Below are 25,624 nucleotides of genomic sequence, written 5' to 3' on the forward strand. Positions count from 1 at the left end.
CCTAAAGGAGATGCAATGGATAAAGCACAGATTTTAGAGCGGTTAAAGACACATTTGCAACAGCTTAAAAACACACACAAAGCCCCACGAAACGAAGTGAGCATCGAGTGGGTTACACAAATATGCAATCTTATTGGAATCCCAAAAGACTATGCTCCGCTTTGTGAGCAGATTCTATCATATAAACCGCTTACACGCCTTGTATGGCTACATATGGCAGAATGCACCGGGTGCAGTGAAAGCTTTTTGCGACTTGATAAGCCCGGGGTGGAATCTTTGCTTTTAGAATATATCTCACTTGAATACCACGAGACTATTATGGGAGCGGTTGGCTTCAATGCGAAACAATGCCTACACGATACGCTTAAAGAGGAGTTTATACTTGTGATTGAAGGGGGCGTGTCTTTGGGGGAGAATGCGTATTTTCTCACTTCCGGGGCTGATAGCACAAATGGCGAGAATGAATGCCTTGAAGTAGCGCGACACGCACAAGCCATTTTTGCCATTGGCACTTGCTCTAGCTTTGGCGGGGTGCAAGCTGCATATCCTAATCCTACGCAATCTCAAGGCATTAGCACCTTTTTAAGACAACCCATTGTGAATATCCCGGGCTGTCCGCCTAGTGAAGCCAATATGATAGGCTCACTAATGTATTATATTTTGCTCCAAGAGATTCCGCCTTGTGATAGTCTAAATCGCCCTTTATGGAGCTATGGTAAGAACCTGCACGAGATGTGCGAACGCAAGGCAAAATTTGAATCTGGGGATTTTGTAGAATCTTTTGATGATGAGCGTTTGCAAGATGGTTATTGCTTATATAAAGTGGGTTGCAAAGGACCTTATGTAGCAAATAACTGCCCAAAAGTGAAGTTTAATGCTAAGACAAGTTGGCCTGTGCGGGCGGGACACGGCTGTATTGCTTGTAGTGAGCCTGATTTTTGGGATAGCTTTGGCAAGATTGAAGAGCCAATCAATAATGCCAATGCTTATATTAAAGACAAAAAGCCCCTTAAATCTCTACCCTTAGTCCATAGGCTAGATGATACCCTATTAGATTCTACACTATGCCTTGAGCTTGATAGCTTGAGTGATACGCGTATTTATAGTCAAGAGAAGCAGAATCTCAATCTGCTTGCTGTGAGTTTTTATGCCAATCTCTCCGCACTTTTGCCATATTTAGCGAGTAAAAATAAGCTTGGAGCAAGACTTGTGGAGAACTACCACAAGTGGCGTTTAAAAGAAGAGTTAGAATCTGTGCTAGATTCTGAATCTGCTGAAGATTCTATCTCGCATAATGCAAGTGATATGCTAAAACTTGTTGGAATGATGTTTGGTAAGAGTTTAAATCACGCTCAAGTTTTGGACTTAGCCCAAAGCTACTTATTTCCACATATCAGCAAACTTGATTTTAAGCTCACTACAAAAGACAATGGCGGTTGTGAAATTGAAGTCAATAAATCCTTGCGACTACCACTGTGCTACTTACTTGGTGGGCTAGAGATAGAGGGTGTGGCATATAGTGTGGTAAGCTCAATCTGTGAGATTTTAGCCCTTGCTCTTGTGGAGCTATGCAAGATTTACAATATCAGTCAAGTGGCGTTTAAAGGCGATCTTATGCAAAATCCGCTTATACAAGATCGCCTTGCTACCTATTTGCCAAAGTGGCTTAAGGTTGTGTGAGTTTTTAGACGAGATAGGGCTGTATAAATTTTAAGCTATCTATTGTGTTTGAGAGAAATACTAAACCTTGAAGTGTCAGCACACTACAGATTCCAGCTAAGATTCCAGCTAGGGCATCATCGCCTACAACGCCTAGTCCGCCTTTCCATTCCCTATCAATTTTGCCAATAAATGAGGGTTTAGACACATCAAAGATTCTAAAAAACACAAAAGCTAAAAGGCTGTGTGCCACCCCAAAGCCTACAATCGCCATAGCTAACCACATACCCACAAACTCATCAATCACTATGCTTTTATCATCGTGGGTTTGTGTGGTTTCTTCGTATTTATCAATATGCTTAATGGCAATAAACCCTATAAGAATGCTTAGCAAAAAAATGCTCTCTTGTGAAAAATACACTATAGGCAACCCCAAAAGCAAAGCCACCACACTCCCCATAGTGCCGGGAGCCTTAGGCGAGTAGCCGCTATAAAATAGGCTTAAAAACAAGTCTTTAATCAATTTTTGTTTTTTAGTCATTATGGGTTTTTAGGGATTAGTCTTATTTTTGCGGATAATGCCATACTTCTTGCGTTTTTCCCACAAGCTTTTGCGGCTCATTCCAAGCTTTTTAGCAAGCTCTATATCTGGATAGCGACTTTCATATTTGGTAATAATAATCTTTTCATACTCTTTGACTGATAGAATCTCTCCGCTTAGCTCTACGCTATTAGACTGCCGAGAAATATCAATCACTTGTGGGAATGCAACCTTTTCGCTTGAAACAATGCTAATAATCACATTGTGCTTTAACGCCACTTCAAGGAAATCCTTTCTATCGCTCTTTTTTAGCTCTTCAAGGTTGGTGATGTAATAAATCTCATTCTTTTTTGGTGGCACACTGAATATACTTTTCCAAGTATCCTCTTTTAGGGAATAAAATTGAAAATGGACGCGTTTTTCCCGTGCATACCGCATAGCATAAATATCCGCTGCTCTCTGCGTGTTTGTCTTAATCACAAATGGAGGATTATACAAAAATGGCTCTGGTGTGCCTAGCTCTTTTTCAATAAAGCTAAAATAGCTTCTATAAAAGCTAATCTCTTCATTAATCTCCCTATACGCCTTGTAGTGTGTGATTTTACGGATAAGCTCATCAACGATAAAAGGCTTAACAATATAGTCTGTTACGCCATTTCGCAAAGGCTTAATCACGGTATCATCATTAATATACGCAATCATTAAAATAATAATGGCTTGTGGATAGGCTTTACTTAGCTCTGTGTAGCCCTCATTAATCGTGCCAAATGAGGCTAAAATCACATCATAATGATCCTTTTGCACTTCTTTGAGTGAATGTGCGATAACGCACTCCAAGCGTGAATCGCTAAGCTTATTTGCAATACTTTGAGCGAGATAAATCTCATTTTCAATGATTAAAACTTTCATTTTCTCTCCCTTTTTAAATATGTCCTAGTCATTCTCTCCCTTTAAATTATGATGATTTAACTCTCCGTTTAATATCTCTTGCCAAGGGGCAAAGCCCATACTCACACTTGCCTGAACACACACGCCCTCTTTTCGCCCTACAAAGCCTAGAGATTCAGTTGTAGTTGCCTTAATATTCACACGCGATTTTGGCAAATGTAAGATTCTAGCGATACACTCACGCATTTGTGATTTGTATGGGGCGATTTTAGGCGTTTGTGCCATAATGCTTATATCCACATTATGCAGTTCATAGCCGACACTTAAGACAAAATCATAAATGTGCTGCAAAAGTTTTTTGGAATCTGCGTTTTTATACGCTTCATTAGAATCTGGAAACCACTGCCCTATATCGCCCCCACCAATAGCACCCAAAATCGCATCACTTAATGCGTGAAGTGCGACATCGCCATCACTATGGGCTTTAAACCCAAATGAAGATTCTATTTTCACCCCACCAAGCCACATTTCTTTATTATCTTCAAAGCTATGCACATCAATGCCATTACCTACAAAAACACGCTTTGAAGGGGCTTTGAGATAGGGCATATGAGTGAGTAAATCGCCCTTAAAGGTAAGCTTATTCATAAGAGAGCTGCCTTTTATAAAAGCTATCTTTTTGCCAAGCTTATGAAGTGCGGAGCTTTCATCACTAGAATCCGGGCTAGATTCTAGAGCAAGTTTCAAATCCTTTGTCTTACTAAGCTGTGGCGTTTGGATAAGCTTAATCTCATCGCGGTTAAGATACCCTCCATTATAAAAGCTCGTATCGCTTACCTTTATATAAGGCACGATACAAGCCGTGCTTTCATCAATCTCATCTAGTTTAGCAAATAACGCCCTAAGCACAGAATCTTGAGTATTCCACCTTGCTACATCACTCACAAGCACAAAGGGCGTATCTACATATTGCATGGCATTACGCAAGGATTGTGCACGACTATCCCCACCCTGCACAACTTTAAAAGGACTTATATCAGCCATATAGGCAAAGTCATTTTTTGAGGCGGTAATAAGAATCTTTTTAAAAGAAAACTGCTGTGTTATCTTGCGTGTAGCTACAAGCCACAAAGGCTCTTCACCAATGCGAATCCACTGCTTTTTACAAGCAAAGTCATCGCAAAAACGCGTAGAATCCCCAGCTGCCATCATAATGAGTGAGACATTATCTAAAACCGAATATAAAGCCAAAATCTTTCCTATAAAAGTGCGTATTTATTTTTGAAAATCCGCATTCTACCATAAAAAACAAAAAATAAGCTAAAAATTGTTACTTAAATTCCCATATTGTTTAACTATTTTTTAAATAATCAGTGTATATTTTGCAAGTTTAGATAGCGTAAGCACAAAAAATAAAAAAGGATTTTCTATGAGAACACAATGGGTGCAAGAGAGATTGATGCAAGAACGCACCAAGGATTCAATCCGCACACAGCTACACTACGCCAAAAAGGGCATTATCACTAAAGAAATGGAATATGTCGCTAATGTCGAGAATCTAAGCCCAGAGCTTATCCGCCAAGAGATTGAGCGGGGGCGGCTCATAATCCCAGCAAACATTAATCACACCAACCTTGAGCCTATGGGGATTGGCATAGCCACACGCACGAAAATTAACTCAAATATCGGTAGCTCCTCTCTTGCAAGCTCCATTGAAGAAGAAGTTGAAAAGGTTAAAGTTTCTATCAAATATGGTGCGGATACGATTATGGATCTAAGCACGGGCGGGGATTTAGATGAGATAAGAAAAGCAGTTATCAATGCTTCAAGTGTACCTATTGGCACGGTGCCTATGTATCAGATTCTCTATGATGTGAAAAATGATGTCTTAAAGCTAGATATACAAACTATGCTTGATGTGCTAAGAAAACAAGCCAAACAAGGGGTAAGCTACTTTACTATCCATTGTGGATTCTTACTTTCACATATGCCTTTTGTGGCGAAGCGAAAAATGGGGATTGTCTCACGCGGTGGAAGCCTTATGGCAAGCTGGATGATGCACTATCACAAAGAGAATCCATTCTATGAATATTTTGATGAGATTCTAAAAATCTGCCAAGAGTATGATGTGAGTTTGTCTTTAGGGGATTCTTTGCGTCCGGGCTGCTTGTATGATGCAAGTGATGAAGCACAATTTGCTGAACTCAAAGTGCTAGGGGAGTTAGCAAAAAGGGCGTGGGAAGCTGATGTGCAAGTAATGATAGAAGGTCCCGGACATGTGCCGCTTAATCAAATTGAACGCAATGTAGAGTTACAAAAGCAATACTGCAATCAAGCACCCTTTTATGTGCTAGGACCGCTTGTTACAGATATTGCTGCTGGGTATGATCACATCGCAAGTGCCATTGGTGCGTGTGTGGCGGCGTGGAAAGGTGTAGCAATGCTCTGCTATGTAACGCCAAAGGAGCATTTGGGGCTGCCTAATGCTAAAGATGTAAGGGAAGGAATCTTAGCTTATAAAATTGCTGCTCACGCCGCAGACATTGCTAGAGGACGAATTGGCGCAAGAGATAGAGATGATGCGATGAGTGATGCGAGATATAGCTTTGATTGGAATAAACAATTTGAGCTCGCCCTTGATCCTGATAGGGCAAGGGAATATCACGATGAAGCCTTGCCACAAGAAGTCTTTAAAGACGCGGAGTTTTGCTCAATGTGTGGTCCAAAATTTTGTAGCTATAAAATCTCACAAGACATTTTTAAAGCCCACAAGCAAGATGAAAAAGAGCCTATGGCAGTAAATGAATGAAAATTAATAATTTAGAAGGAGCTAAAATGACACTTTTTGTTTGTCTCGTGCATTATACAAAGCCTTTAGAGCAGGTTACGGAGCGTTTGCAAGAACATAGGGATTATCTTAAAAAAGGCTATGAAAAGGGTATTTTACTCGCCTCTGGTCCTAGAATCCCAAAAGATGGCGGCATTATCATCGGCAAGTTTGCAAATAAAGATGAAGCTTTAGCATTTGCAGCAAATGATCCTTATGTGCATTATGATCTAGCAAAATATGAAATATTAGAATTTGAGCCTGTGCTGCACGCAGAGATTTTAAAGGATTTTTTGAAATAAAAAACCTTAAGGACAATGAAGATTCCAAACCCATTTTTCAAACAAAAACGCCTTAGAATCCTTAAGCTTAATGCAGAATCTAAAGTCTAATAGCCATAATAATAAATCCCATAGGTTACAAAAATGCGGATTTTTGTCTTTGTGATTGGGCGTGGGTAGTCCTTGTAGGCAATCTCAATGGTGCGTTCGCTATTGCGGTCTAAAAGCATATAATTTGATGAAACAATAATCTTTAGTCCGCTAATGTCGCCATTTGGGTGCAGATAAAACTCCACTGCACTAAGCCCCTCTTGCCCCAGCCGTATGGCACTTGCTGGATATTCTAAATACTTTTTTGTGATGCGTCCAATATCCCGCAAATTATTGACTAAAAATTCCTGCTCTGCTATGCCATAGTCTCCAAATTCAGCCCCATAAAGCTCCTCTATATCTCTCCTTGTTACCTCATCAACACCCGGAAACTTCGCAAGGGCTTTAACTCTGCTTCTCTGCCTTGTGGTTTGCTGATGTTTGCCCCTACCATCATAAAGGCTTAAAGATGAGAGATCAAGCTCATTCGTATTGCTTTGGGTTTGCTTAGGTGTTGGTGGAGTGGAGCTAAATTTGGGTGCGACAAGTTGATTATGCGTATCCTGCTTAGATTCTAGCTCCCCATCACCTAGAATCTGAAAGCCCGCCACTTTCATTTGCGGATTTGTAGAAGTGCCTTTTTTAAACTGCATTTGTCCAAAACGCACAAACAAAATGCCAAGAATCACACAATGGATAAGAAAAGATATAAGTAACCACGCCCAAAGGCGAGATTTATCCTGCGTTTCAAGCGGATTTTTCATTTCTTAGGGCTTCTCTTCTCATTTTTTAATCCCTCTCATCGTTGGGATATTGAGAATTATGGAGATATTTAGAAAGTCGCTCTTGCTTTTGCTCTAAGAGCTTGGCAAATTGATCATCAAAATGCAGTTGCTCTGCTGTGCTAATACTCTGCGGGATAGGATAACGATCAATAAGTGTTGTGCTTGTTGCACCAATGAGTATCAAATACCGATAGCCATTAGATTCTATAGTTAGGATTCTGTGTTTTGAATCTAAATTTTTCTGTGAAACAACCTCAATTTTCGTTGGGTCAAAGACTTCCTGCTTTTGGGCAAAAGATGAAAAATATCCGCCAAAACTCCTTTTTGCCCCTACCCTATTGCTCCCTGCTTTATTGCCGCCTTTAGCAGCAACATACCGCTTCACATAAAATAGCACAAACACAAGGGCTGCCATAACAAGCAAAACAGCCACATACCGCCAAGTATCAATCCCCATATCCGTTTTGAAAGCAAGGGGATTTTGTGAATCTACCGCTTGAGATGAAGTATTTTGAGAGGGTTGAGTTTGAGCTGTGGGGGCTTGTGTATTTTGACTAGATTTTATCTCAAGGTTTGGAATCTTATGTATCGTTTGGGGCGTTTGCAAAAGTGTGTCAAGCTCACTTTTTGGAGCTTCTATCTTGTTTAGCACCACTTTAATGGCCTTACTTGATTTGCTGACATTTACGCCAATCACACGCACATCGCCAACACCTATGACATACAAATCATTTTGGATATTAAAGACCTGCACTTCACTGATAAAGGAATTTTTCAGGCTTTGATTTTTTGATTTTGCTTGAAGATTTGGAAATATCACGCCTTTATAGCCATCTTGCTCAGTTAGACGCGGGGAGTTTTCATAGCTAGATTCTAAATAAAGCAGCACTTCAACGCTATCTTGCTTTTGTGAAAACTCAATCCCTGCTACATTAGAATCTGCCCCATACAAGGAAGCAAAACACAGCAACACAAAGGCAAATATTCTCATTTTATTCCATCAGTTTTATTCTCTTAGATTCTTACTTCTCACGCGTCAAATAATACACAATCGCATTAGAATCTAAAATCTCATTGATACGAATAGCAAGATTACGCTCATACACCATAACTTCACCCTTGCCAATCACACGACCATTGATAAAAGTCTCTATACTCTCCCCCGCTGGTTTGCCAAGATCTATAATAGAGCCTTTCTCAAACCGCAGAATTTCACCCAAAGCGATTTTTGTATTACCAAGCTCGGCATTAAAAATCACTTCCATATCAAGCAAACCGGTATAGTTTTTCATCATATCTTCAAGATATGTCGCAAGTTCAATTTCCTTTGCGGAGTGAATCCGTTGTTTGTCTAAGATACTCTCTCCTGCCATTTATGCCCCCTGATACAATCCTAACATACCTAAAGTCCCAACATCACTAATCATTTGATGTCTAATGCACTCTCCGCATATAAATGCTACATCGCCCCTGCTTTAATCTAAAATGCAATCCGTGATCGTAGTTTTTAATCAAGCGATGTCCCAAATACTCGGGTGTTGAGATATTAAAATGCTTACCAAGCTCCTGTGTCATCACTTTTGCCCTACCCACGACAAGATTAGCAAGTTCCTTTGCCATATCTTCCAAAGCTTGTTCGCTTGGATTCTCTTCACCCAAAAAATCCACACAAAAAATCCGCAAAAATGCCTTATTAAAAAGCAAAAACACATCATTATGTGCACCTACCATACTAATCCTGCTCAAATATCCCCTTTTAAGCGGCATAATAGAATCATGCGGGGTTTTACTAATGCTCTTTTGCACGACATCAAAAAAGCTATTATGAATAATATCCATTACAGCACCTTTAAGTTTTGATTTTGCGTATTATACTACATTTTTTGGCTACACATTTTTAAACTTTTCAACTTGGCTTAAAATTGCTTTTATTTTGACAATATGCATTGACAAAGCACTCTTCACAAAGGGGTTTTAACGCCTTACAAGTATATCGCCCAAAAAGCACAAAAGCTTGATACAGCACTGAAAGATCTGTTTTAAGCAGAGCTGTTAGCTCCTTTTCAGTCTCAATAGCACTTCTAGCCCCACTTAGTCCTAAACGATGAGACACACGAAAGACGTGCGTATCAACTGCCATATAATTTTGCTCAAAAAATTCTATCAGCACGACATTAGCCGTCTTTTGCCCTACACCTGTTAAAGTCTTTAACTCCTCTTGCGTGGTTGGAATCTCCCCATTAAACTCGCTCATTACCTGATTTGCCATACTGACAAGGTGCTTTGCCTTGTTATTGAAAAACGAAACAGATTGGATAAATTCTTTTACATCTGCAAGGGAGGCTTGGGATAGAGCCTTGACATTAGGATAGGCTCTAAAAAGAGCAGGGGTTACAAGATTAACGCGTTTATCCGTGCATTGGGCTGACAACATAACACACACGAGCAGTTCATACAAATTATGATACACAAGCTCTGTTTTAGCATTTTTGTAATGTTCTAAAAACAAAGCCTTAATAATGGGAATGTTTTTCTTTTTTGCTTTTTTAAAACTTGGTTTTGGGTTAGGCTTAGGCATTTAGAATCCTAAGATTCTAAAGGTTCAACAATAATGCTCTTTGCCTCTACATCTCGCAAAGCTATCTGCGTGCCTTCCACTATCACTGCTACTGCTAAACGCCTGATAGAGTGGCTCACCACGCGACACACCTTGTCTTTTACAATCCCAAAAGACATAAATCTATTTTTTAACGCATTATCTTGCGTTTCAAAAGCCACAATTTTACACTGCTTACCCACATCACAATCATAAAGTGTCATTTTGCCATATTCCTTATTTTTTATTTTGGCGATTATAGCTCAATTTTAGATAACAAGACTGATTTTTATCTTATCAACTCATCTTTGGCAGATTCTATTTTAGGATTTTTCCTTCTCATCTTCCTTTTCATTCTCTTGCAAGTCTTGTTGTGGGAGATTTGGCTCTATATCTTTATCATATTCTGTCTCATTAGCCTCTTGTGTTGGCTCTATCGTGTCTTGCTGCTGCATCTGCTCTATCATAGGATTTGACATAGAATCTTGTGCTTCTTGTTGCTCTTTTGTCTCTTTAGGCTTTGGCTCGGCGACATTTTTATCAATAGCATCAGCCAAGCCGCTTAAAAGATTATCCACCGGCTCTAAGATTCTACCCACCATTTCAAATGGACTAAGTAAAATATCCTTTGCCACACTCACTTCACTTTTTGGCTTCTCAAGTGTGCCTTTCATCACAATCCCGGTTGTAAATTTCCCATCACTTCCCAAAATCACATAATCAACAAGCGGGATCTTATCAATAATGGATGCCAAAGTCTTAAGCGTTGAAGCTTTGAGAACAATATCAAGCTCCTGATTTTTAAGATTGACTAATCCCCCACCCTCCACATCAATAGAACTTCCAACTAGATTAATATTTTCAAGCACCAAAAATTGATCATTAATGACAAAATCCACCTTGCCATTTTTGACCTCATAGCCCTCTGCTCCAAGTCCGGGTTTGCGGAATGTCAGCAATGCCGGGATTGTATCAATGAGTGCGAGAACATTTTGCACAATGGCTAAGTCTCTATAAATCGTATTTTGCATACTGATTTCACCTTTTAACGCTCCCTCGTCATATATGCCCTTAAAGTTAAACAACCCGCCTTTAAAAATCTCTCTCCCCCACACGCGATTTAAAAACGCTGCACTAAAATTACTCAAACGCAAATTCGCACGAGAATACGCCACATCCACATTTGCCACACCATTACCATAAGTAACATCAGCCCGAATCACGCCATCGCGTATAGATACAGACGCCACATCTGAAGGGATAACATAACCACTCAAATAAAAATCCATATCCTTTGCTTCAAGGTATGTGATATGAGGTGAAATCTTATGCTCCCTTTCATATCGCTGCTTGGCTTTGATAAATGCCTCTTGTTCCGCCCTCTGTGCTGGAGTGAGTTTTTCTGTAGATTCACTTTCTTTATTAAGCTCCGCAAGGATAGGAATCTTACTTGAAAACACCTCATCAATCCGCAAATTATAGCCATCAAGAATAATTTTACTAATGTTGCCATCTTTGACAAATAAAAACTTCTTGTTTTTTGAGCTTATGCGGATTCCTTTTTTATCAATCACACCTTCTAAAAAATACCGACTAAGTTTTTTAGCGTCTTTATCATACAGCGGATACTCAAGGTTACTCACCTCGCCACTTAAACTAAAGCTTTCAAAATCACTACTTTGGAGCTTAAGATTCCCACTTGGGATTCCAAAATACTGCAAAATAGGTGAGTAGGGATAAATCTTTGCAATATCACTAAGTTCAAAGACATTGAGCTTATCATTAAGAATAATATTAATGGCAAAATCGGGTAAAGTGATGATTTTTTCCTTGCCACCAAGATATCCATCTATTGTAATTTTTGGCATTTGTTTGGGATTTATTTTTACAATCTCTTCGCTAAAGCCTTTTTGAGATTCCTCATAAATGGCTTGAATAATGCGTTTTGTCAGCTCATCGCTATCTTTTGGGATAACAGGTGGTGTGGAGCTTTGCGACAGGGCTTGTGAAGTCAATGCAAATGCGTCAATAGCTAAATCCCCTTGGAGTTTAGAGCTTTTAAGATTCCACATCATATTAAGTGTGCCTTTAACACTCTTGGCATAATTTACCTTTGTGTTTAGAATCTGTATATAGGCTTTTTCAGGCGTATTTGTGAGATTAAGATTAAGATTATTCACACTAAGTGGAAAACTCCCTAGATTCAAAGTTGTTTGCGGGGCATTGATATTGCCATTAAGAGAGACTTGCGTGTGTTTATTTTTATTCTCTATATTTATATCAAGATTCACACGCAGTTTAGAATCCGCACTCCGTAGTGGCACACTCACACCATACACCTGCAACAAATCATTTAAATCATCACTCATCATCGCATTTTGAGAGCGGATAGCTATTTTGACACTAAGAGGTGGGGTGAAAACATTGCTGATTTTGACTTCCGAGCCATCAAGCTTGATATTTGTAAAAAATGGATCTTTAAGCAAAAAGGTGAGATTCTCATCTCGCATATATAAAATGATACGCGTCGCTTCAATAGGCTTAATATGCGGAGCGAGATAGACTTTTGGTGCTTCTATGGCTAAATCAAGTGCGAGCGTTTTTTGAAGTTTGGCAAAAAACTGCCCATCAAGTGTGCTTTGGAATCTTAATGAGTGGAGCTTTAGCACATCATATTTAATGTTTTTAAAAAGCCAATCATTCAGTGCTTTTATCTTTAGCTTTTCCACATAAGGCTTAATAGCGTCAAGATTGTAAAGATGAGAAGTTGAAGCCTCTAAGTCAATTTTATAAAAATCTGTAATGCTCCGCACATATAATGTCGGCTGATCTAGTGGCGGCTCCACTTCTTCATCGCTTGTTTGAGTATCACTTATTTGATTTGGAGCTTTTGGCTTTTTAGGCTTTGGTGTGGGCTGCTTGATTGGCTCTTTTGGCGAGATAGCTATATCCATTTCAAGTGTTTTTTTCAAAGATTGATATACAAATTTCCCTTGCACCTGCAAACCAAGACTTAGAATCTCAAGCTCGTGGATAAGCAACTCTGTATCTTTGTTACTTTCCTCTACATCAAAATACGCTAAAAACTCCGGAGCATTGATTCTATACTCGTGTCCGTCATAATGCACACTCCGCTTTTGCTCATCGGCAAAAACGACATTTTCAATATCAAGCTTCTCAAAATATGAGATGACAAATAAAAACTTTTTAATCCACCCAAGTATATCTTTAGGATCTAAGGGCGTATCATCATCTGTGCTTTGTTTGTCTTGTTTCTGCAAGGCAGAGATGTCAAGTTTTTCAATATTTAAAATCAGCTTGTTATTTAATCTAAGATACAATCCCTCAACTTGAATTTGTCCAAAACTGATAGAAGGGCTGTAAATGCCATTAGATAGAGTTTTATATCCCATCAGAGAAAGTGTAAGTAAAATGCCCAAAAAAACGACAATACTCACAATATGTTTTGATCTTTTTTTCATCATCGCCATAACCATTTTGTTTTATTTGCTTCAGCCTGTGCAAACGGAGCGGATTTTGAATCTGCCCAAAGGCTCGTTGCCCAAAATTATAACATACTTAAATGAAAATGGGGGGCATTACAACAAGCTAGATTCTCTTTTTATCCGTCTTTTGGGGCAACCACAAAGTGGGTTTATTGATATGAAAGCGGGAGTGTTACCTAAAGGGGCATTTTTCAAAGCTCTTGTCAGCTCAAAGGCAGCCACAAAAGATGTAACGCTTATTCCGGGCGAAACGATGTATTTTTTTATCCGCATTCTTGCAGATACTTTTAATCTCTCACCCGAATCTTTGCAAGTAGCCTATGATAAGTATTTTCCCTACCCTGACGGTATGATTTTCCCCGATACTTATAGTTTGCCTGTTGGAATAGATTCTGATGAGCTAATGAAACTTTTATATGATATATCTATAAAACGCCACGAGCAAAACGCCATAAGACTACTTGGAGCATACAATCAAGAAGAATGGTTTAAAAATGTTAGCATTGCTTCAGTGGTGCAAAAAGAAGCTGCAAATAATCAAGAAATGCCTATTGTGGCAGCGGTTGTATTCAATCGCTTAGAAAAAAATATGCCCTTGCAAATGGACGGCTCACTTAATTATGGGCAGTATTCACACTCTAAAGTTACGCCTGAACGCATACGCAATGATGATACGCCCTACAACACATACCGCAATAAAGGCGTCCCACCCTACCCTGCTGGAAGTGTGAGCATACAAGCCATAGAAGCCGTGCTAAAGCCCGCTCAAGTGGATTATCTCTATTTTGTGAGAGACAGAAGCACCGGAACGCATAAATTTAGCAAAACTTACGATGAACATCGCAGTCATTTTTGATTTTAATTTGCTTTTAAGTTATTTTATCCCATAGTTAGCAAGTTAAATTTTTTTTTAACTTTTTGTGTTTTGAGTTAAAAACCTTAAATGCAAACAAGCTCTCAAATCAAGGAAAAAGATGTTTGGTAAAATTGCTATCATTGGCGGTTCCGGTAATGTCGGCTCTCATATCGCATTTTTAGGTGCGATGAAGGGCATTGCCAAAGAAATTGCACTTTTTAGCATTGATATACCTCGTTGCAAAGGTGTGGGACTTGATATATCTCAAGCCGCAGCAGTTTTTAATATCCCTACACATATTAAAGGCTATGAATCTTATGAAGGACTAAGTGAAAGTGAAGTAGTCATCATCACTGCTGGAATCCCCCGCACTCCCAATATGACACGCGATGACCTGCTTCTAAAAAACGCACATATTATGCGAGAAGTTAGCCAAAATGTCGCCAAAATCGCACCTAATGCCTTGCTTCTTATCGTGTCAAATCCCCTTGATGCAATGTGCCTTGTGGCAAAACACGCAAGCGGATTTGATAAACAAAGGATTATAGGTATGGCAGGCGTGCTTGATGGAGCAAGATTAGGTTATGAAAGCAAAGTGTTGTTAAATGACTTTCAAACACCAATCAAACCTTATGTGATAGGATCTCACAGCGATGATATGCTGCCACTCTTAAGACATTCTTTGTATGGGGCAGAAAATCTCGCAGATAGGCTAGATTTAGACTCACAACAGAATCTCATTAGAGAGACAAAAAATGGTGGGGCAAAGATTGTGAGTTACTATCAGCAAGGTTCGGCGTATTTCGCCCCAGCGAGTGCTGTTGTCAAAATGCTGGAACTTATTGCAAACCCACAAGATGAAGAAGTTGTATGTAGCGTATATATACAAGGCGAGTATGGTTTGCAGGGCATATACATTGGGCTTCCCATTAAACTTGGCAAAAAAGGAGTAGAAAAGATTGTAAATTTGACACTAAATAAGCAGGAACAAGAGATATTAAAAATCTCCGCACAGGGCATCAAAAAACAAGTTGAGATTCTCAAAAATAACGGATTGTTAAATTAGAGAATCTAAGATTATATTGAATTCCAAAAATAAGAAAGGAAAGGAGTAGAAAAGATTGTAAATTTGACACTAAATAAGCAGGAACAAGAGATATTAAAAATCTCCGCACAGGGCATCAAAAAACAAGTTGAGATTCTCAAAAATAACGGATTGTTAAATTAGAGAATCTAAGATTATATTGAATTCCAAAAATAAGAAAGGAAAGGAAAATGGGTATCAAACAAGCACCAGAGAATGTGCCGGTATGGGTTGATGAAACGCGTTGCAAAGCGTGCGATGTATGCGTATCACTTTGTCCAAGCGGTGTTTTAGGTATGAAAAAAGATGAGCACAAGATTCTAGGGAAAATTATCTCTGTGGCTTATCCGGAAAGCTGTATTGGGTGCAGGGAGTGTGAGCTACACTGCCCAGATTTTGCTATCTTTGTAGCAAGTAAAGATGAGTATAAATTTGCCAAAGTTAGCAAAGAAGCACAAGAGCGTGCAGCAAAAATCAAAGAAAACAAATTTATGGTGATATAAGGAGAGAAAATGCGTGAGTTAATTACAGGAGGAAACGAGCTTGTCGCGTTGGCTGCGATAGAATCAGGTTGTCGGTTTTTTGGTGGCTATCCTATCACCCCTTCAAGCGAGATTGCACACGAAATGAGTGTGGAGCTGCCAAAAATCGGGGGGAAATTTATCCAAATGGAAGATGAGATTAGCGGTATTGCTGTTGCTTTAGGTGCATCAATGACAGGCGTTAAAGCAATGACTGCTACTTCTGGTCCGGGTATCTCGCTTAAATCTGAACAAATCGGCTATGGCTTTATGGCGGAGATTCCACTTGTTGTCGTTGATGTTATGCGTGGGGGACCTTCCACCGGACTTCCCACACGCGTTTCACAAGGCGATATTAATCAAGCCAAATCGCCAACTCACGGGGATTTTTGCTCTATCGCACTTTGTGTTGGGAATCTGCAAGAAGCCTATACGCAAACAATTCGTGCTTTTAACCTTGCTGAAAAATATATGACACCCATTTTCTTACTGCTTGATGAAACCATAGGGCATATGCACGGGAAAACTTTAATCCCAGATTTTGAAGAGATTAAACCTACAATCTGCAATAGAGAAGAGTTTAAAGGCGATCCTAAAGATTATCAACCCTACGGCGTGGCACAAGATAAACCTGCTGTGTTAAATCCTTTCTTCAAAGGCTACAAATACCATATCACAGGACTTCACCACGGAGCGAGTGGATTCCCCACAGAAGATGAAAAGCTCTCTCAAAATCTCATTGATAGGCTTTTTAACAAAATAGAATCTCATATTGATGATATTGTTGAGTTTGAGGAATATGAGATGAATGATGCGGAGATTCTTATCATTGCTTATGGCTCCGTCTCGCTATCCGTCAAAGAAGCAATCAAAGATTTACGCAAAGATGGAGTAAAAGTTGGGCTATTCCGCCCCATCACATTATGGCCTAGCCCCGCAAAACAGCTTAAAGCTTTGGGTAAAAAGTTTGAAAAGATTCTAATGATTGAGCTTAATAAGGGGCAGTATAGACAGGAGGTGGAACGCGTTATGCAAAAAGATGTTGTGTTCTTAGGCAAAGCAAATGGACGCACAATCTCACCTGCTGAAATCATTACAAAAATCAAGGAGATGTAAGATGGCTTTTAATTACGAAGAATATCTGCGAATGGATAAAATGCCCACCCTTTGGTGCTGGGGCTGTGGCGATGGTGTGATTCTAAAAAGTGTTATCCGTGCTATTGACGCACTTGGCTGGAATATGAATGATGTTTGTATTGTCAGTGGGATTGGCTGCTCTGGTCGCTTTAGCTCGTATGTGAATTGCAACACCGTGCATACCACTCACGGGCGGACAATGGCGTATGCTACGGGCATTAAACTTGCTAATCCGGATAAAAAAGTCATTGTCATATCCGGCGATGGGGATTCTATGGCAATCGGTGGGAATCACACAATCCACGCTTGTAGGCGAAATATTGATCTCAATCTTGTGATGATTAATAACTTCATCTATGGACTCACAAACTCTCAAACCTCTCCCACAACGCCAAAAGATTTTTGGACGGTTACAGCGCAATATGGCAATATTGATCCAAACTTTGATCCTTGCGAAGTAGCAAGTGCGGCAGGAGCGAGTTTTGTAGCACGAGAGAGTGTGCTTACACCTAAAAAACTTGAAAAAGTGCTAATGGAAGGCTTCACTCATAAAGGCTTTAGCTTTTTTGATATACATAGTAACTGCCACATTAACCTTGGACGAAAAAATAAAATGGGTGAGGCAACTTCTATGCTAAAATGGATAGAATCTCGTCTTGTGAGTAAAAGTAAATTTGATACACTTTCAGCAGAAGAAAGGGTAGGTAAATTCCCAACCGGTGTGCTTAAACATCAAACAGATAGAATGGAGTATTGCGAAGCCTATGAAGGCGTAATCAAAAAAGCTCAAGCTAAAGGGGGACACTAAAATGCATCAGTTACGATTTACAGGTGTAGGCGGACAAGGGGTGCTTTTAGCGGGAGAGATTCTAGCAGAAGCACAAATCAAAGATAAAGGCTATGGTGTCAAGGCTGCCACTTACACAAGCCAAGTGCGTGGCGGACCAACAAAGGTTGATATTTTGCTAAGCCAAGAGGAGATTCTCTATCCTTACGCACACGAAGGCGAAATTGAGTTTATGCTTTCCACCGCACAAGTGAGCTATGATTCTTTTAAAAGTGGTGTCAAAGAGGGTGGTGTGATTGTCGTTGAGCCAAATCTCGTGCGACCAAGTGATGAGGATAGAAAAAAGTTTAAAATCTATGAGATTCCAATTATTACCATTGCTAAAGAAGAAGTGGGCAATGTCGTTACACAATCTGTTGTAGCCCTTGCCATTACAACAACTTTCACACAATGCGTGGATAGAGATCTTGTGTTTCAAACAATGATAGAAAAAGTCCCTGCCAAAGTCCAAGAAGCCAATAAAAAAGCTTTTGAACTCGGCGAAAAATACGCCAAAGAAGCAATGGTAAAAGCCTAAATATTTATAAGCCTAGCTTAGAATCTAGGCTTTTTCTTTCTTATAATAAAAATCTCATTTATAGATTCTACTCTTGGTAACGATTTTTTACTCTCATTTTATAATTCCAACAACCTAAAATCTCCAAATCTGAATACAATATAAACTTTTTAGCAACACTCACCATTTCTTAATCAATTAGTCAAGCCCTATTATATTATTTTTGCTAGAATTTTGGCTTCTAACATTTTTAGTAAATATAGTAAAATCACTTTACAAATCTTACAACAAAGGATTCTCGTGGCATTTTCATCTTTTGATACATCTTTTGAATCTTGGACACATACAGGGACAATGCTAGAAGAGCCAAAACTTTATCGTGTTTTACTCTTAAATGATGACTGGACAGCTATGAATTTTGTCACACATATCCTTATGGAAGTGTTTGATAAAACCAGCCAAGAAGCTAGAGCTATAACGCTCAAAGTCCATAACGAAGGCAAAGGCGTTTGTGGAATCTACCCCTATGATATTGCCGAGCTTAAAACCCAGCTTGTGAGCCAAAAAGCAAAAGAACAGGGCTATCCTTTGCGAGTAATCACAGAGGAACTCCACTAAAGGAATAAAAATGATAGGACAAAATCTCACGCTTATTTTTAATGAATCTATTGATATTGCTAAAGAAATGCACCATAATATCCTTACAACCGAGCATTTATTCCTTGCCACACTCAACAACACTCAAGGCATATCAATCCTACAAAAATGCGGCGGCAATATCCAAGAAATGCGACAAATGACAAATCTATATCTCAAAAAATATATCCCATACTCACAAGAAGTCAGCAAAAGTCCAAAGCAAACCCCAGCCCTTGATAGAATTATAGAATCTATGGTGAGCCACGCTCAAAGTAGCAACCGCCAAAGCATTGATGTAGGCGACTTACTTGCTTCAATAATGGAAGAAAATCAAAGCTTTAGCACACAGATTCTCAAATCTCAAGGTATTGATAGACTAAGCGTGCTAGAAGTCATCACGCAACAAGAACAAGATTCACAAACAAACGAGCAGGAAAGCCACGAACAAAGCTATTTAAAGCAATATACAAAGAATCTTACCCTTCTAGCAAAAGAGGGTAAGATTGACCCCGTTATCGGTAGAGAACAGGAGATTTGGCGTGTGAGTGAGATTCTAGCTAGGCGAAAAAAGAATAATCCCATTTTAGTTGGCGAACCCGGCGTGGGTAAAACCGCCATTGCTGAAGGATTGGCATTAGAGATTTATCACAAAAAGCTTCCAAAAGCCCTGCATAACGCACAGATTTTTGCCCTTGATGTGGGGGCGATGATTTCAGGGAGTAAATATCGTGGCGATTTTGAAAAACGCCTTAAGGGTGTGCTAGAAGAAATGGCACTTATTAAAAATGCTGTGCTTTTTATTGATGAGATTCACACCATTGTGGGAGCAGGGGCTACTTCTGGCTCAAGCCTTGATGCCTCAAATCTGCTTAAACCATCCCTTGCTAATGGCACACTGCGTTGCATTGGTGCAACAACCTTTGCGGAGTTTAAAACACATTTTGACAAAGACAAGGCTTTGTCTCGCAGATTCAGCAAAGTAGAAGTCAAAGAGCCAAGTTTGCAAGACTGCTATGCGATTATTGAAGGATTAGCCCCCATTTATGAAAAATATCATCAAGTAACATATACCAAAAATGCACTCAAAGCCTGTGTAGATTTATCTGCACGATATGTGAGTGATAAATTTTTACCCGATAAAGCCATAGATTTGCTTGATGAAGTTGGGGCAAATACAAAAATCTACCACACCAACAAGCCAAAAATTGAAGTAAAAGATATAGAATCTATTCTCAGAAAAAGTGTGCATATCCCCAAAAGCACCATAAGTAGTGATGAAAGCAAGATGATGAAATCCCTTGCAAATAATCTTAAAAAGAAAATCTTTTCTCAAGATTCAGCCATTATGGAGCTTGCACGCGTGATTAAGGCAAATAAGGCAGGGTTAAGCGAGAGTAATAAACCCATTGGTAGCTTTGTCTTTGCTGGTCCTAGTGGCGTTGGTAAAACAGAGCTTAGCAAGGAACTTGCCAAGCTTTTGGGCATTGCTTTTATTAAATTTGATATGAGTGAATATATGGAGCCACATTCCATTTCAAGGCTCATTGGCGCACCTGCGGGATATGTGGGCTTTGAGCAAGGGGGGCTGCTTGTTGATGCGGTGCGTAAAAGCCCCTATTGTGTGCTATTGCTTGATGAGATAGAAAAAGCCCATAGCGATATTTATAATATTTTGTTGCAGATTCTAGATTCAGCAAGTTTGACTGATAATCTCGGCAATAGGGCGGATTTTAAAAATGTCATTGTGATTATGACAAGTAACGCCGGGAGTAAAGATAGTAACACGCTTGGCTTTAATGCGAGCTTACAGCATAAAAATGACACTGCTATAAAGCTACTGCTTTCCCCGGAGCTAAGAAGTCGCATTGATAGTATTATTTACTTTAATCCTTTGGGATTAAAGGAGTATTTGCTTATTGCTAAAAAATACATTGATGAACTTGCCACTTCTCTTAAATCTCGTCATATTGAACTTAAGATAGATTCTAAAGCATTGCATTTTCTAGCTTCACAGAGTGTGGATACAGCCCTTGGAGCTAGAGAGATAAAAAAAATCATTGATAGTGAGATTAAAAATAAATTGAGTGATGAGATTTTATTTGGCTCACTTAAAAAAGGTGGAGAATGCCTTATCTCACTTGCCACCAAACCACAAGCACACATTGAGCTAATCTACAAAGAGACGCAAAAAAAGCTCAAAATCAAACCAAGCACAAACTTCACTAAAGAAAAAGCAAAATGACACCGCCATTTTATAATCTCTCCACCTTTTCCAGCTTCCCGTGGGAGAGTGAGTTTGCTTGTATTTATCGCCATATCCCAAGCCAAGAATATGGACATTTTAGCGGATATTTTAAAGCAATTAAGGATTTTCATAGAGATTTTACACTTATTGGGCTAGATAGCCAACTCAATGCCCTAAGCAAAAATACCCAAGCCTTTATCAATGGCAAAAAATCATCTAATGCACTCCTTTGGGGGGCTAGGGGCTGTGGTAAAAGCTCGTGTTTGCAGCTTGTTTTAAGCTCATTTTTACACAAAGATTCCCCCTTGCGTGTTATTGAACTCTCTATGGAATGCCTTTATCTTGTGGGATTTGTGCAAGATGTTGTGCGGGAGCTGCCTTATAAATTTATTATTGTATGCGATGATTTAAGCCTTTCACCTAATGAAAATAGCTACAAATCCCTAAAAAGTGTGCTTGAAGGTTCGTTTGAAAATAAGCCAACAAATATACTTTTCTACACCACTTCAAACCAACGCCATCTTATAACCGAATCTTATCCACAAGATACCTTGCATCTCAATGACGCTAAAGATGAGATTCTCTCCCTTAGCGATAGATTTGGGCTTACTCTGGGATTCTACACGCTTGGGCGTTTAGAATTTTTAGAGCTTGTAGCAGAGCTTTTAAATACCCCCTTAGATGAAGAGGCAAAACACAAAGCCTTGCAGTTTAGCACACTGAAAGGTTCAAACGCTCCGCGTATCGCACAAGAATTTTGCACTCTCTACCATAATAAAATAATATAAAAATTTTATCGTTTAGAAAAAATACAATTTTTTTAGCTAAGATTAAAGCACATAAAGCTAAAGGAGATGAAATGAGAGTTTTTATCGCTGTGATTATGCTTTTAACCCTAGCCTATGCCAAAGATGACACCCACACAGGCTCTTCCGCCCCAGCACATACTATGCAACATCATCAAGAAATGCTAGAAGCACAAGCTCCCCTTGCCCTATCTGAAGAAATGTTAAATCTTATGCACGAGCCGATGATGGAAGAGCCATTTTTGGAAGATGATAATTTGGATTTAAACTTCCTTACAAATATGATTCCACATCATCAAGGTGCCATTGATGCTTCAGAGTTTCTCCTAAAACACTCCAAAAACAAGCAGTTGCGCACCATTGCCACACAGATTATTCAAACGCAAAAAGCCGAAATTGATGAGTTTAATGCCATTATCTCCGAACTCAAAGAGCAAAAAAAGCTTTATAGCCCAAAGGAAGTAACGCTTTACAACCAACAAGCCAAAAAAGATATGGAGACTATGCACCAAGAGATGTCAGGACTTGCCCTGACAGAGCATTTAAACCACGACTTTTTGTTGAGTATGATTCCTCACCACGAGGCTGCTATCAAGGCTTCAAAGGAAATTCTTATCTACACGCAAAATGAGCAGATAAAAGCCATCGCACAAAAGATTATCCAAGTCCAAGAGCAAGAAATTGAAGATTTCAAAGCCCTACTCCAAAAAATCCACTAACACCGCAGAATCTGCCTCCATTCTTATGGGCAGAATGCAGACATTACGCATTATGCGTTTTAGCAAAAATGGTGCATATCTTAGCACAACTCAAGCTACACAAGATTCGGTTTCAAAAGTTTCACACACACAAGATTTGCAAAGTTTGCACCCCACAAAATCCCACGGCAAAAGCCCTAGCCATTCACTCCAAGAAGTGCTTTTACCCAATAAATTTTTAACCCCACAAAATGCCATAGGCGATATGATAAAAGTCTTTGTTTTGACAGATTCACAAGATCGCCCAGTGGCTACCACGCAACAGCCAAAGGCACAATATGGGGATATTGCTTTGCTTAATGTTGTTAGCCACTCGCCCTTTGGTTGCTTTTTAGACTTAGGCGTGGATAAGCATATTTTTATGCCTTGCAAGAATCCGCAAAGTTTTACCCTTCATCAAAAGCTGCTTGTTGCCATCACACTTGATAAACAATCTCGCCTTATTGCCAAACAAGGGATTAAAAAATACCTAAAGCCCGTGCCAAAGCTTCACGCAGATTCTGTAAGCCCACTTCAAGCCTATATTTTTGAAAAAACACCGCTAGGCTTTGGCTGCGTGGTAGAAAATGCTCATTTTGGATTACTCTATGCTAATGAGCTGCCCAAGTCTTTTACCCCGCACTTTTACACGCCCATTGAAGTGTATGCTAAGGGCATTAATCACGCTAAATTTGATCTTACGCTCTATCCCCCACTTCAACAAAATCATAAGCAAATGCTGCTTGATTCTATGCCTTTGGCGTTAAATTTTTCTGCCTCGCCAGAGAACATTTTTACATCTTTTCATATAAGTAAAAAGCTTTTTAAACGCCTTATTAATGAGCTTGTAAGAGAAGGAAAAATATATTTTGAAAAAAAAGAACAAAGCTTTAAGCTCATACAAAAGGAGAAAACATTATGACAGCACTTATTACAGGGGCATCTTCGGGCTTTGGGGAGGCAATTGCTAGAACTTTTACGCAAAACAACCACAAAGTTATCATTCTTGCACGCAGAAAAGAGCGATTAGATTCTTTGCAAAAAGAATTAGGTGGCTTGGCTCAAAGCATAGTGTGCGATGTCTGCGATACGCAATCTATCGCAAAAGCCTTATCACATCTCCCTAAAGATTTTCAAAACATAGATGTGCTTATCAATAATGCCGGTTTAGCCCTTGGACTAAGCAGTTCGGATAAGGCAAGTATTGCTGATTGGGAGCGTATGGTAGAAGTGAATGTCATAGCTCTTATGAGGCTTACACATTTGCTTTTGCCACAAATGGTAGCACAAGGACACGGGCATATTATCAATATCGGGTCAATTGCAGGGAGCTACCCTTATCCGGGTGGCAATGTCTATGGAGCAACAAAAGCATTTGTGAAGCAATTTAGTTTGAATCTCCGTGCAGATTTGTATGATAAAAATATCCGTGTGAGTGATATTGAACCCGGACTTTGTGGCGGGAGTGAGTTTTCTTATGTGCGGTTTAAGGGCGATGAGAAAAAAGCTCAAAGTGTATATGAAGGCACAACGCCACTTATGCCTGAAGATATCGCACAAAGCGTGTTTTGGGTAGCCTCCCTACCACAACATATAAACATTAATCGCTTAGAGCTAATGCCCACCACACAAGCTCCTGCCGCCCTTAATGTGTATAAAAATGCTAAAGTTTAATAAGTTTAATCCGCTTAGCTACAATGCGATTTTAATTTAAACAAGGAGAATCCTATGCAATGGCATACAAAAAGTTGGCGTGATAAGCCAATCAAACAGCACCCAACCTACAAAGACACAAAACTTTTAGAATCTGTGGAATCGCAGCTCAAATCCTATCCACCGCTAGTATTTGCCGGGGAAGCTAGGGCATTGCAAGAGCGATTAGCTCAAGCTTGCAAAGGGGAGGCATTTTTATTACAAGGGGGGGATTGTGCGGAGAGTTTTTCGCAGTTTAATGCAATAAATATCCGCGATTTATTTAAAGTCATTATCCAAATGGGGGCGATTCTAACCTTTGGTGCGTCCTGCCCTATTATCAAAGTAGGACGCATAGCCGGGCAGTTTGCTAAACCCCGCTCAAGTGATTATGAGATTCAAGGTGAGATGAGTCTGCCAAGCTACCGCGGCGATATGATTAATGGTATGGAGTTTGATTCTAAAGCAAGAGAACACGACCCAAATCGCTTGATTCAAGCCTATAATCAAAGTGCGGCGACACTCAATCTTTTGCGTGCGTTTGCACAAGGGGGCTTTGCGGATTTAAATCAAGTGCATAAATGGAATTTGAGCTTTGTAAAAAACAATACCTTTGGGCAGAAGTATGAAGAACTTGCCTGTGCTATTACTCAAGCCCTTGATTTTATGAAAGCCTGTGGGATTAACTCCAAAGACTTGCCAACCTTGCGTGAGACGGAGTTTTACACCTCACACGAAGCCCTTGTGCTAAATTATGAAGAACAACTTTGCCGAGAAGATTCTCTAAGTGGAGAATGGTATGACTGCTCGGCACATATGCTATGGATAGGCGAACGCACAAGGGGGCTTGATGAGGCACATATTGAATTTTTGCGAGGTGTTAAGAATCCTGTGGGTGTGAAGATTGGACCAAGTGCGACTAAGGAAGACATTATGGGAATCTGCGATAAGCTCAATCCGCAAAATCAAAGCGGTAGGCTTAATCTCATCGTGCGTATGGGGGCGGAGAGTATTAAGAAAAACTTCCCTACATTATTAGAATCTATCAATAAAGAAGGGCGTGAGATTCTATGGAGTTGCGATCCAATGCACGGCAACACAATCAAGGCAAACAATGGCTACAAAACGCGTGTGTTTGATAGTGTGCTAAGTGAAGTGAAGAACTTTTTTGAGATTCACAAAGCCTGTGGAAGCTATGCAGGTGGGGTGCATTTGGAGATGACAGGAGCTGATGTTACAGAATGCGTGGGAGGATCACAGGCTATCACTGAAGATGGACTAGCGTTCAACTATAACACACAATGCGACCCACGCCTTAATGCTACACAAGCCATTGAAATGGCATTTCTCATAGCAGATATGATTAAAAACCGCTAGTGCTTTTTAGAATC

At 39.6% G+C, this 25,624-nt stretch carries 26 protein-coding genes; 16 read left to right on the forward strand and 10 right to left on the reverse strand.

The features are described 5' to 3' along the window. Positions 1-15: 15 nt before the first annotated feature. Complete coding sequence (locus HCN_RS07890; RefSeq protein WP_002955468.1) at positions 16-1,680, forward strand: hydrogenase small subunit; 1,665 nt, start codon at positions 16-18, stop codon at positions 1,678-1,680. 4 nt (positions 1,681-1,684) lie between these two features. Here the strand turns inward: HCN_RS07890 and HCN_RS07895 are convergent, their stop codons facing one another. From HCN_RS07895 to HCN_RS07905, 3 genes are read right to left on the reverse strand one after another with little or no spacing between them, the layout of a single operon-like run. Next, positions 1,685-2,200 carry a phosphatidylglycerophosphatase A family protein gene (locus HCN_RS07895; protein WP_041309541.1) on the reverse strand — a complete coding sequence of 172 codons (516 nt, stop codon included), beginning with the start codon at positions 2,198-2,200 and terminating at the stop codon, positions 1,685-1,687. Between the two features lie 9 nt (positions 2,201-2,209). Beyond that, a complete protein-coding gene (locus HCN_RS07900) occupies positions 2,210-3,109 on the reverse strand; it encodes a response regulator (RefSeq protein ID WP_014667167.1) in 900 nt (299 codons plus the stop codon). A gap of 24 nt (positions 3,110-3,133) precedes the next feature. After that, on the reverse strand, positions 3,134-4,339 hold the full coding sequence (locus HCN_RS07905; RefSeq protein ID WP_014667592.1) for a bifunctional 2-C-methyl-D-erythritol 4-phosphate cytidylyltransferase/2-C-methyl-D-erythritol 2,4-cyclodiphosphate synthase: 1,206 nt from the start codon (positions 4,337-4,339) through the stop codon (positions 3,134-3,136). A gap of 178 nt (positions 4,340-4,517) precedes the next feature. Here HCN_RS07905 and thiC point away from each other — a divergent pair, with 178 nt between their 5' ends. Together thiC and HCN_RS07915 are read left to right on the forward strand one after the other, a co-directional pair. Further along, positions 4,518-5,897 (forward strand): phosphomethylpyrimidine synthase ThiC, encoded by a 1,380-nt coding sequence (thiC, locus tag HCN_RS07910; protein ID WP_002955472.1) that lies wholly within the window; start codon positions 4,518-4,520, stop codon positions 5,895-5,897. Positions 5,898-5,923: 26 nt separating this feature from the next. After that, positions 5,924-6,217 carry a YciI family protein gene (locus HCN_RS07915; protein WP_002955473.1) on the forward strand — a complete coding sequence of 98 codons (294 nt, stop codon included), beginning with the start codon at positions 5,924-5,926 and terminating at the stop codon, positions 6,215-6,217. An 86-nt stretch (positions 6,218-6,303) separates the two neighbouring features. Here HCN_RS07915 and HCN_RS07920 read toward each other — a convergent pair whose 3' ends face one another. The 7 genes from HCN_RS07920 to HCN_RS07950 form a co-directional block, all read right to left on the reverse strand. Further along, entirely contained in the window at positions 6,304-7,050 is a 747-nt protein-coding gene (locus HCN_RS07920) for an energy transducer TonB (RefSeq protein WP_014667168.1), read from the reverse strand. Positions 7,051-7,075: 25 nt separating this feature from the next. After that, positions 7,076-8,062 (reverse strand): flagellar biosynthetic protein FliO, encoded by a 987-nt coding sequence (locus tag HCN_RS07925; protein ID WP_230197809.1) that lies wholly within the window; start codon positions 8,060-8,062, stop codon positions 7,076-7,078. Between the two features lie 31 nt (positions 8,063-8,093). Beyond that, the gene (fliN, locus tag HCN_RS07930; protein ID WP_002955476.1) at positions 8,094-8,444 is read right to left on the reverse strand and encodes a flagellar motor switch protein FliN; all 351 of its coding nucleotides are present in this window, start codon (positions 8,442-8,444) and stop codon (positions 8,094-8,096) included. A gap of 61 nt (positions 8,445-8,505) precedes the next feature. Beyond that, a complete protein-coding gene (locus tag HCN_RS07935) occupies positions 8,506-8,910 on the reverse strand; it encodes a chemotaxis protein CheX (protein ID WP_002955477.1) in 405 nt (134 codons plus the stop codon). 67 nt (positions 8,911-8,977) lie between these two features. Then, complete coding sequence (nth, locus tag HCN_RS07940) at positions 8,978-9,649, reverse strand: endonuclease III (RefSeq protein WP_014667170.1); 672 nt, start codon at positions 9,647-9,649, stop codon at positions 8,978-8,980. Positions 9,650-9,657: 8 nt separating this feature from the next. Continuing rightward, positions 9,658-9,891, reverse strand: coding sequence for a FeoA family protein (locus HCN_RS07945; RefSeq protein ID WP_002955479.1), 234 nt, complete (start codon positions 9,889-9,891; stop codon positions 9,658-9,660). A gap of 99 nt (positions 9,892-9,990) precedes the next feature. Next, complete coding sequence (locus HCN_RS07950; RefSeq protein WP_232501859.1) at positions 9,991-13,008, reverse strand: DUF3971 domain-containing protein; 3,018 nt, start codon at positions 13,006-13,008, stop codon at positions 9,991-9,993. A gap of 91 nt (positions 13,009-13,099) precedes the next feature. Here HCN_RS07950 and mltG point away from each other — a divergent pair, with 91 nt between their 5' ends. The 13 genes from mltG to HCN_RS08015 all read left to right on the forward strand — a co-directional run bounded on the left by mltG (position 13,100) and on the right by HCN_RS08015 (position 25,610). Beyond that, the gene (gene mltG / locus HCN_RS07955) at positions 13,100-14,029 is read left to right on the forward strand and encodes an endolytic transglycosylase MltG (protein ID WP_002955481.1); all 930 of its coding nucleotides are present in this window, start codon (positions 13,100-13,102) and stop codon (positions 14,027-14,029) included. 118 nt (positions 14,030-14,147) lie between these two features. Continuing rightward, positions 14,148-15,095 carry a malate dehydrogenase gene (locus HCN_RS07960; RefSeq protein WP_002955482.1) on the forward strand — a complete coding sequence of 316 codons (948 nt, stop codon included), beginning with the start codon at positions 14,148-14,150 and terminating at the stop codon, positions 15,093-15,095. A 209-nt stretch (positions 15,096-15,304) separates the two neighbouring features. Continuing rightward, complete coding sequence (locus tag HCN_RS07965) at positions 15,305-15,616, forward strand: 4Fe-4S binding protein (protein ID WP_002955483.1); 312 nt, start codon at positions 15,305-15,307, stop codon at positions 15,614-15,616. Positions 15,617-15,625: 9 nt separating this feature from the next. Beyond that, complete coding sequence (locus tag HCN_RS07970) at positions 15,626-16,750, forward strand: 2-oxoglutarate synthase subunit alpha (protein WP_014667593.1); 1,125 nt, start codon at positions 15,626-15,628, stop codon at positions 16,748-16,750. A 1-nt stretch (position 16,751) separates the two neighbouring features. Beyond that, positions 16,752-17,579, forward strand: coding sequence for a 2-oxoglutarate ferredoxin oxidoreductase subunit beta (locus tag HCN_RS07975; protein WP_002955485.1), 828 nt, complete (start codon positions 16,752-16,754; stop codon positions 17,577-17,579). Between the two features lies 1 nt (position 17,580). After that, positions 17,581-18,135: a 2-oxoacid:acceptor oxidoreductase family protein gene (locus tag HCN_RS07980; protein ID WP_002955486.1), complete on the forward strand. Its 555-nt coding sequence runs from the start codon at positions 17,581-17,583 to the stop codon at positions 18,133-18,135. A gap of 279 nt (positions 18,136-18,414) precedes the next feature. Further along, positions 18,415-18,732, forward strand: coding sequence for an ATP-dependent Clp protease adaptor ClpS (locus tag HCN_RS07985; protein WP_014667173.1), 318 nt, complete (start codon positions 18,415-18,417; stop codon positions 18,730-18,732). A gap of 10 nt (positions 18,733-18,742) precedes the next feature. Then, positions 18,743-20,995, forward strand: a complete 2,253-nt coding sequence (locus HCN_RS07990) for an AAA family ATPase (protein ID WP_014667594.1) — start codon at positions 18,743-18,745, stop codon at positions 20,993-20,995. Continuing rightward, entirely contained in the window at positions 20,992-21,786 is a 795-nt protein-coding gene (locus HCN_RS07995; protein ID WP_014667174.1) for a DUF815 domain-containing protein, read from the forward strand. The genes HCN_RS07990 and HCN_RS07995 overlap by 4 nt, the downstream gene beginning before the upstream one ends. 71 nt (positions 21,787-21,857) lie before the next feature. Next, a complete protein-coding gene (locus tag HCN_RS08000) occupies positions 21,858-22,523 on the forward strand; it encodes a DUF305 domain-containing protein (RefSeq protein ID WP_014667175.1) in 666 nt (221 codons plus the stop codon). Then, positions 22,486-23,463 carry a S1-like domain-containing RNA-binding protein gene (locus HCN_RS08005; protein ID WP_230197811.1) on the forward strand — a complete coding sequence of 326 codons (978 nt, stop codon included), beginning with the start codon at positions 22,486-22,488 and terminating at the stop codon, positions 23,461-23,463. The genes HCN_RS08000 and HCN_RS08005 overlap by 38 nt, the downstream gene beginning before the upstream one ends. Next, positions 23,460-24,215, forward strand: coding sequence for an SDR family NAD(P)-dependent oxidoreductase (locus HCN_RS08010; RefSeq protein WP_002955492.1), 756 nt, complete (start codon positions 23,460-23,462; stop codon positions 24,213-24,215). The genes HCN_RS08005 and HCN_RS08010 overlap by 4 nt, the downstream gene beginning before the upstream one ends. A gap of 54 nt (positions 24,216-24,269) precedes the next feature. Then, positions 24,270-25,610 carry a class II 3-deoxy-7-phosphoheptulonate synthase gene (locus HCN_RS08015; RefSeq protein WP_014667177.1) on the forward strand — a complete coding sequence of 447 codons (1,341 nt, stop codon included), beginning with the start codon at positions 24,270-24,272 and terminating at the stop codon, positions 25,608-25,610. The last annotated feature ends 14 nt before the right edge of the window (positions 25,611-25,624 follow it).

It is taken from the genome of Helicobacter cinaedi PAGU611, from assembly GCF_000284635.1.
Classification (GTDB): domain Bacteria; phylum Campylobacterota; class Campylobacteria; order Campylobacterales; family Helicobacteraceae; genus Helicobacter_C; species Helicobacter_C cinaedi.

Coding starts and splice junctions, on each gene's coding strand:
- HCN_RS07890 (WP_002955468.1), top strand. CDS start 16: ATGGATAAAGCACAGATTTTAGAGCGGTTAAAGACACATTTGCAACAG.
- HCN_RS07895 (WP_041309541.1), bottom strand. CDS start 2,200: ATGACTAAAAAACAAAAATTGATTAAAGACTTGTTTTTAAGCCTATTT.
- HCN_RS07900 (WP_014667167.1), bottom strand. CDS start 3,109: ATGAAAGTTTTAATCATTGAAAATGAGATTTATCTCGCTCAAAGTATT.
- thiC (WP_002955472.1), top strand. CDS start 4,518: ATGAGAACACAATGGGTGCAAGAGAGATTGATGCAAGAACGCACCAAG.
- HCN_RS07915 (WP_002955473.1), top strand. CDS start 5,924: ATGACACTTTTTGTTTGTCTCGTGCATTATACAAAGCCTTTAGAGCAG.
- HCN_RS07920 (WP_014667168.1), bottom strand. CDS start 7,050: ATGAAAAATCCGCTTGAAACGCAGGATAAATCTCGCCTTTGGGCGTGG.
- HCN_RS07925 (WP_230197809.1), bottom strand. CDS start 8,062: ATGAGAATATTTGCCTTTGTGTTGCTGTGTTTTGCTTCCTTGTATGGG.
- fliN (WP_002955476.1), bottom strand. CDS start 8,444: ATGGCAGGAGAGAGTATCTTAGACAAACAACGGATTCACTCCGCAAAG.
- HCN_RS07935 (WP_002955477.1), bottom strand. CDS start 8,910: ATGGATATTATTCATAATAGCTTTTTTGATGTCGTGCAAAAGAGCATT.
- nth (WP_014667170.1), bottom strand. CDS start 9,649: ATGCCTAAGCCTAACCCAAAACCAAGTTTTAAAAAAGCAAAAAAGAAA.
- HCN_RS07945 (WP_002955479.1), bottom strand. CDS start 9,891: ATGACACTTTATGATTGTGATGTGGGTAAGCAGTGTAAAATTGTGGCT.
- mltG (WP_002955481.1), top strand. CDS start 13,100: ATGCCCAAAAAAACGACAATACTCACAATATGTTTTGATCTTTTTTTC.
- HCN_RS07960 (WP_002955482.1), top strand. CDS start 14,148: ATGTTTGGTAAAATTGCTATCATTGGCGGTTCCGGTAATGTCGGCTCT.
- HCN_RS07965 (WP_002955483.1), top strand. CDS start 15,305: ATGGGTATCAAACAAGCACCAGAGAATGTGCCGGTATGGGTTGATGAA.
- HCN_RS07970 (WP_014667593.1), top strand. CDS start 15,626: ATGCGTGAGTTAATTACAGGAGGAAACGAGCTTGTCGCGTTGGCTGCG.
- HCN_RS07975 (WP_002955485.1), top strand. CDS start 16,752: ATGGCTTTTAATTACGAAGAATATCTGCGAATGGATAAAATGCCCACC.
- HCN_RS07980 (WP_002955486.1), top strand. CDS start 17,581: ATGCATCAGTTACGATTTACAGGTGTAGGCGGACAAGGGGTGCTTTTA.
- HCN_RS07990 (WP_014667594.1), top strand. CDS start 18,743: ATGATAGGACAAAATCTCACGCTTATTTTTAATGAATCTATTGATATT.
- HCN_RS07995 (WP_014667174.1), top strand. CDS start 20,992: ATGACACCGCCATTTTATAATCTCTCCACCTTTTCCAGCTTCCCGTGG.
- HCN_RS08000 (WP_014667175.1), top strand. CDS start 21,858: ATGAGAGTTTTTATCGCTGTGATTATGCTTTTAACCCTAGCCTATGCC.
- HCN_RS08010 (WP_002955492.1), top strand. CDS start 23,460: ATGACAGCACTTATTACAGGGGCATCTTCGGGCTTTGGGGAGGCAATT.
- HCN_RS08015 (WP_014667177.1), top strand. CDS start 24,270: ATGCAATGGCATACAAAAAGTTGGCGTGATAAGCCAATCAAACAGCAC.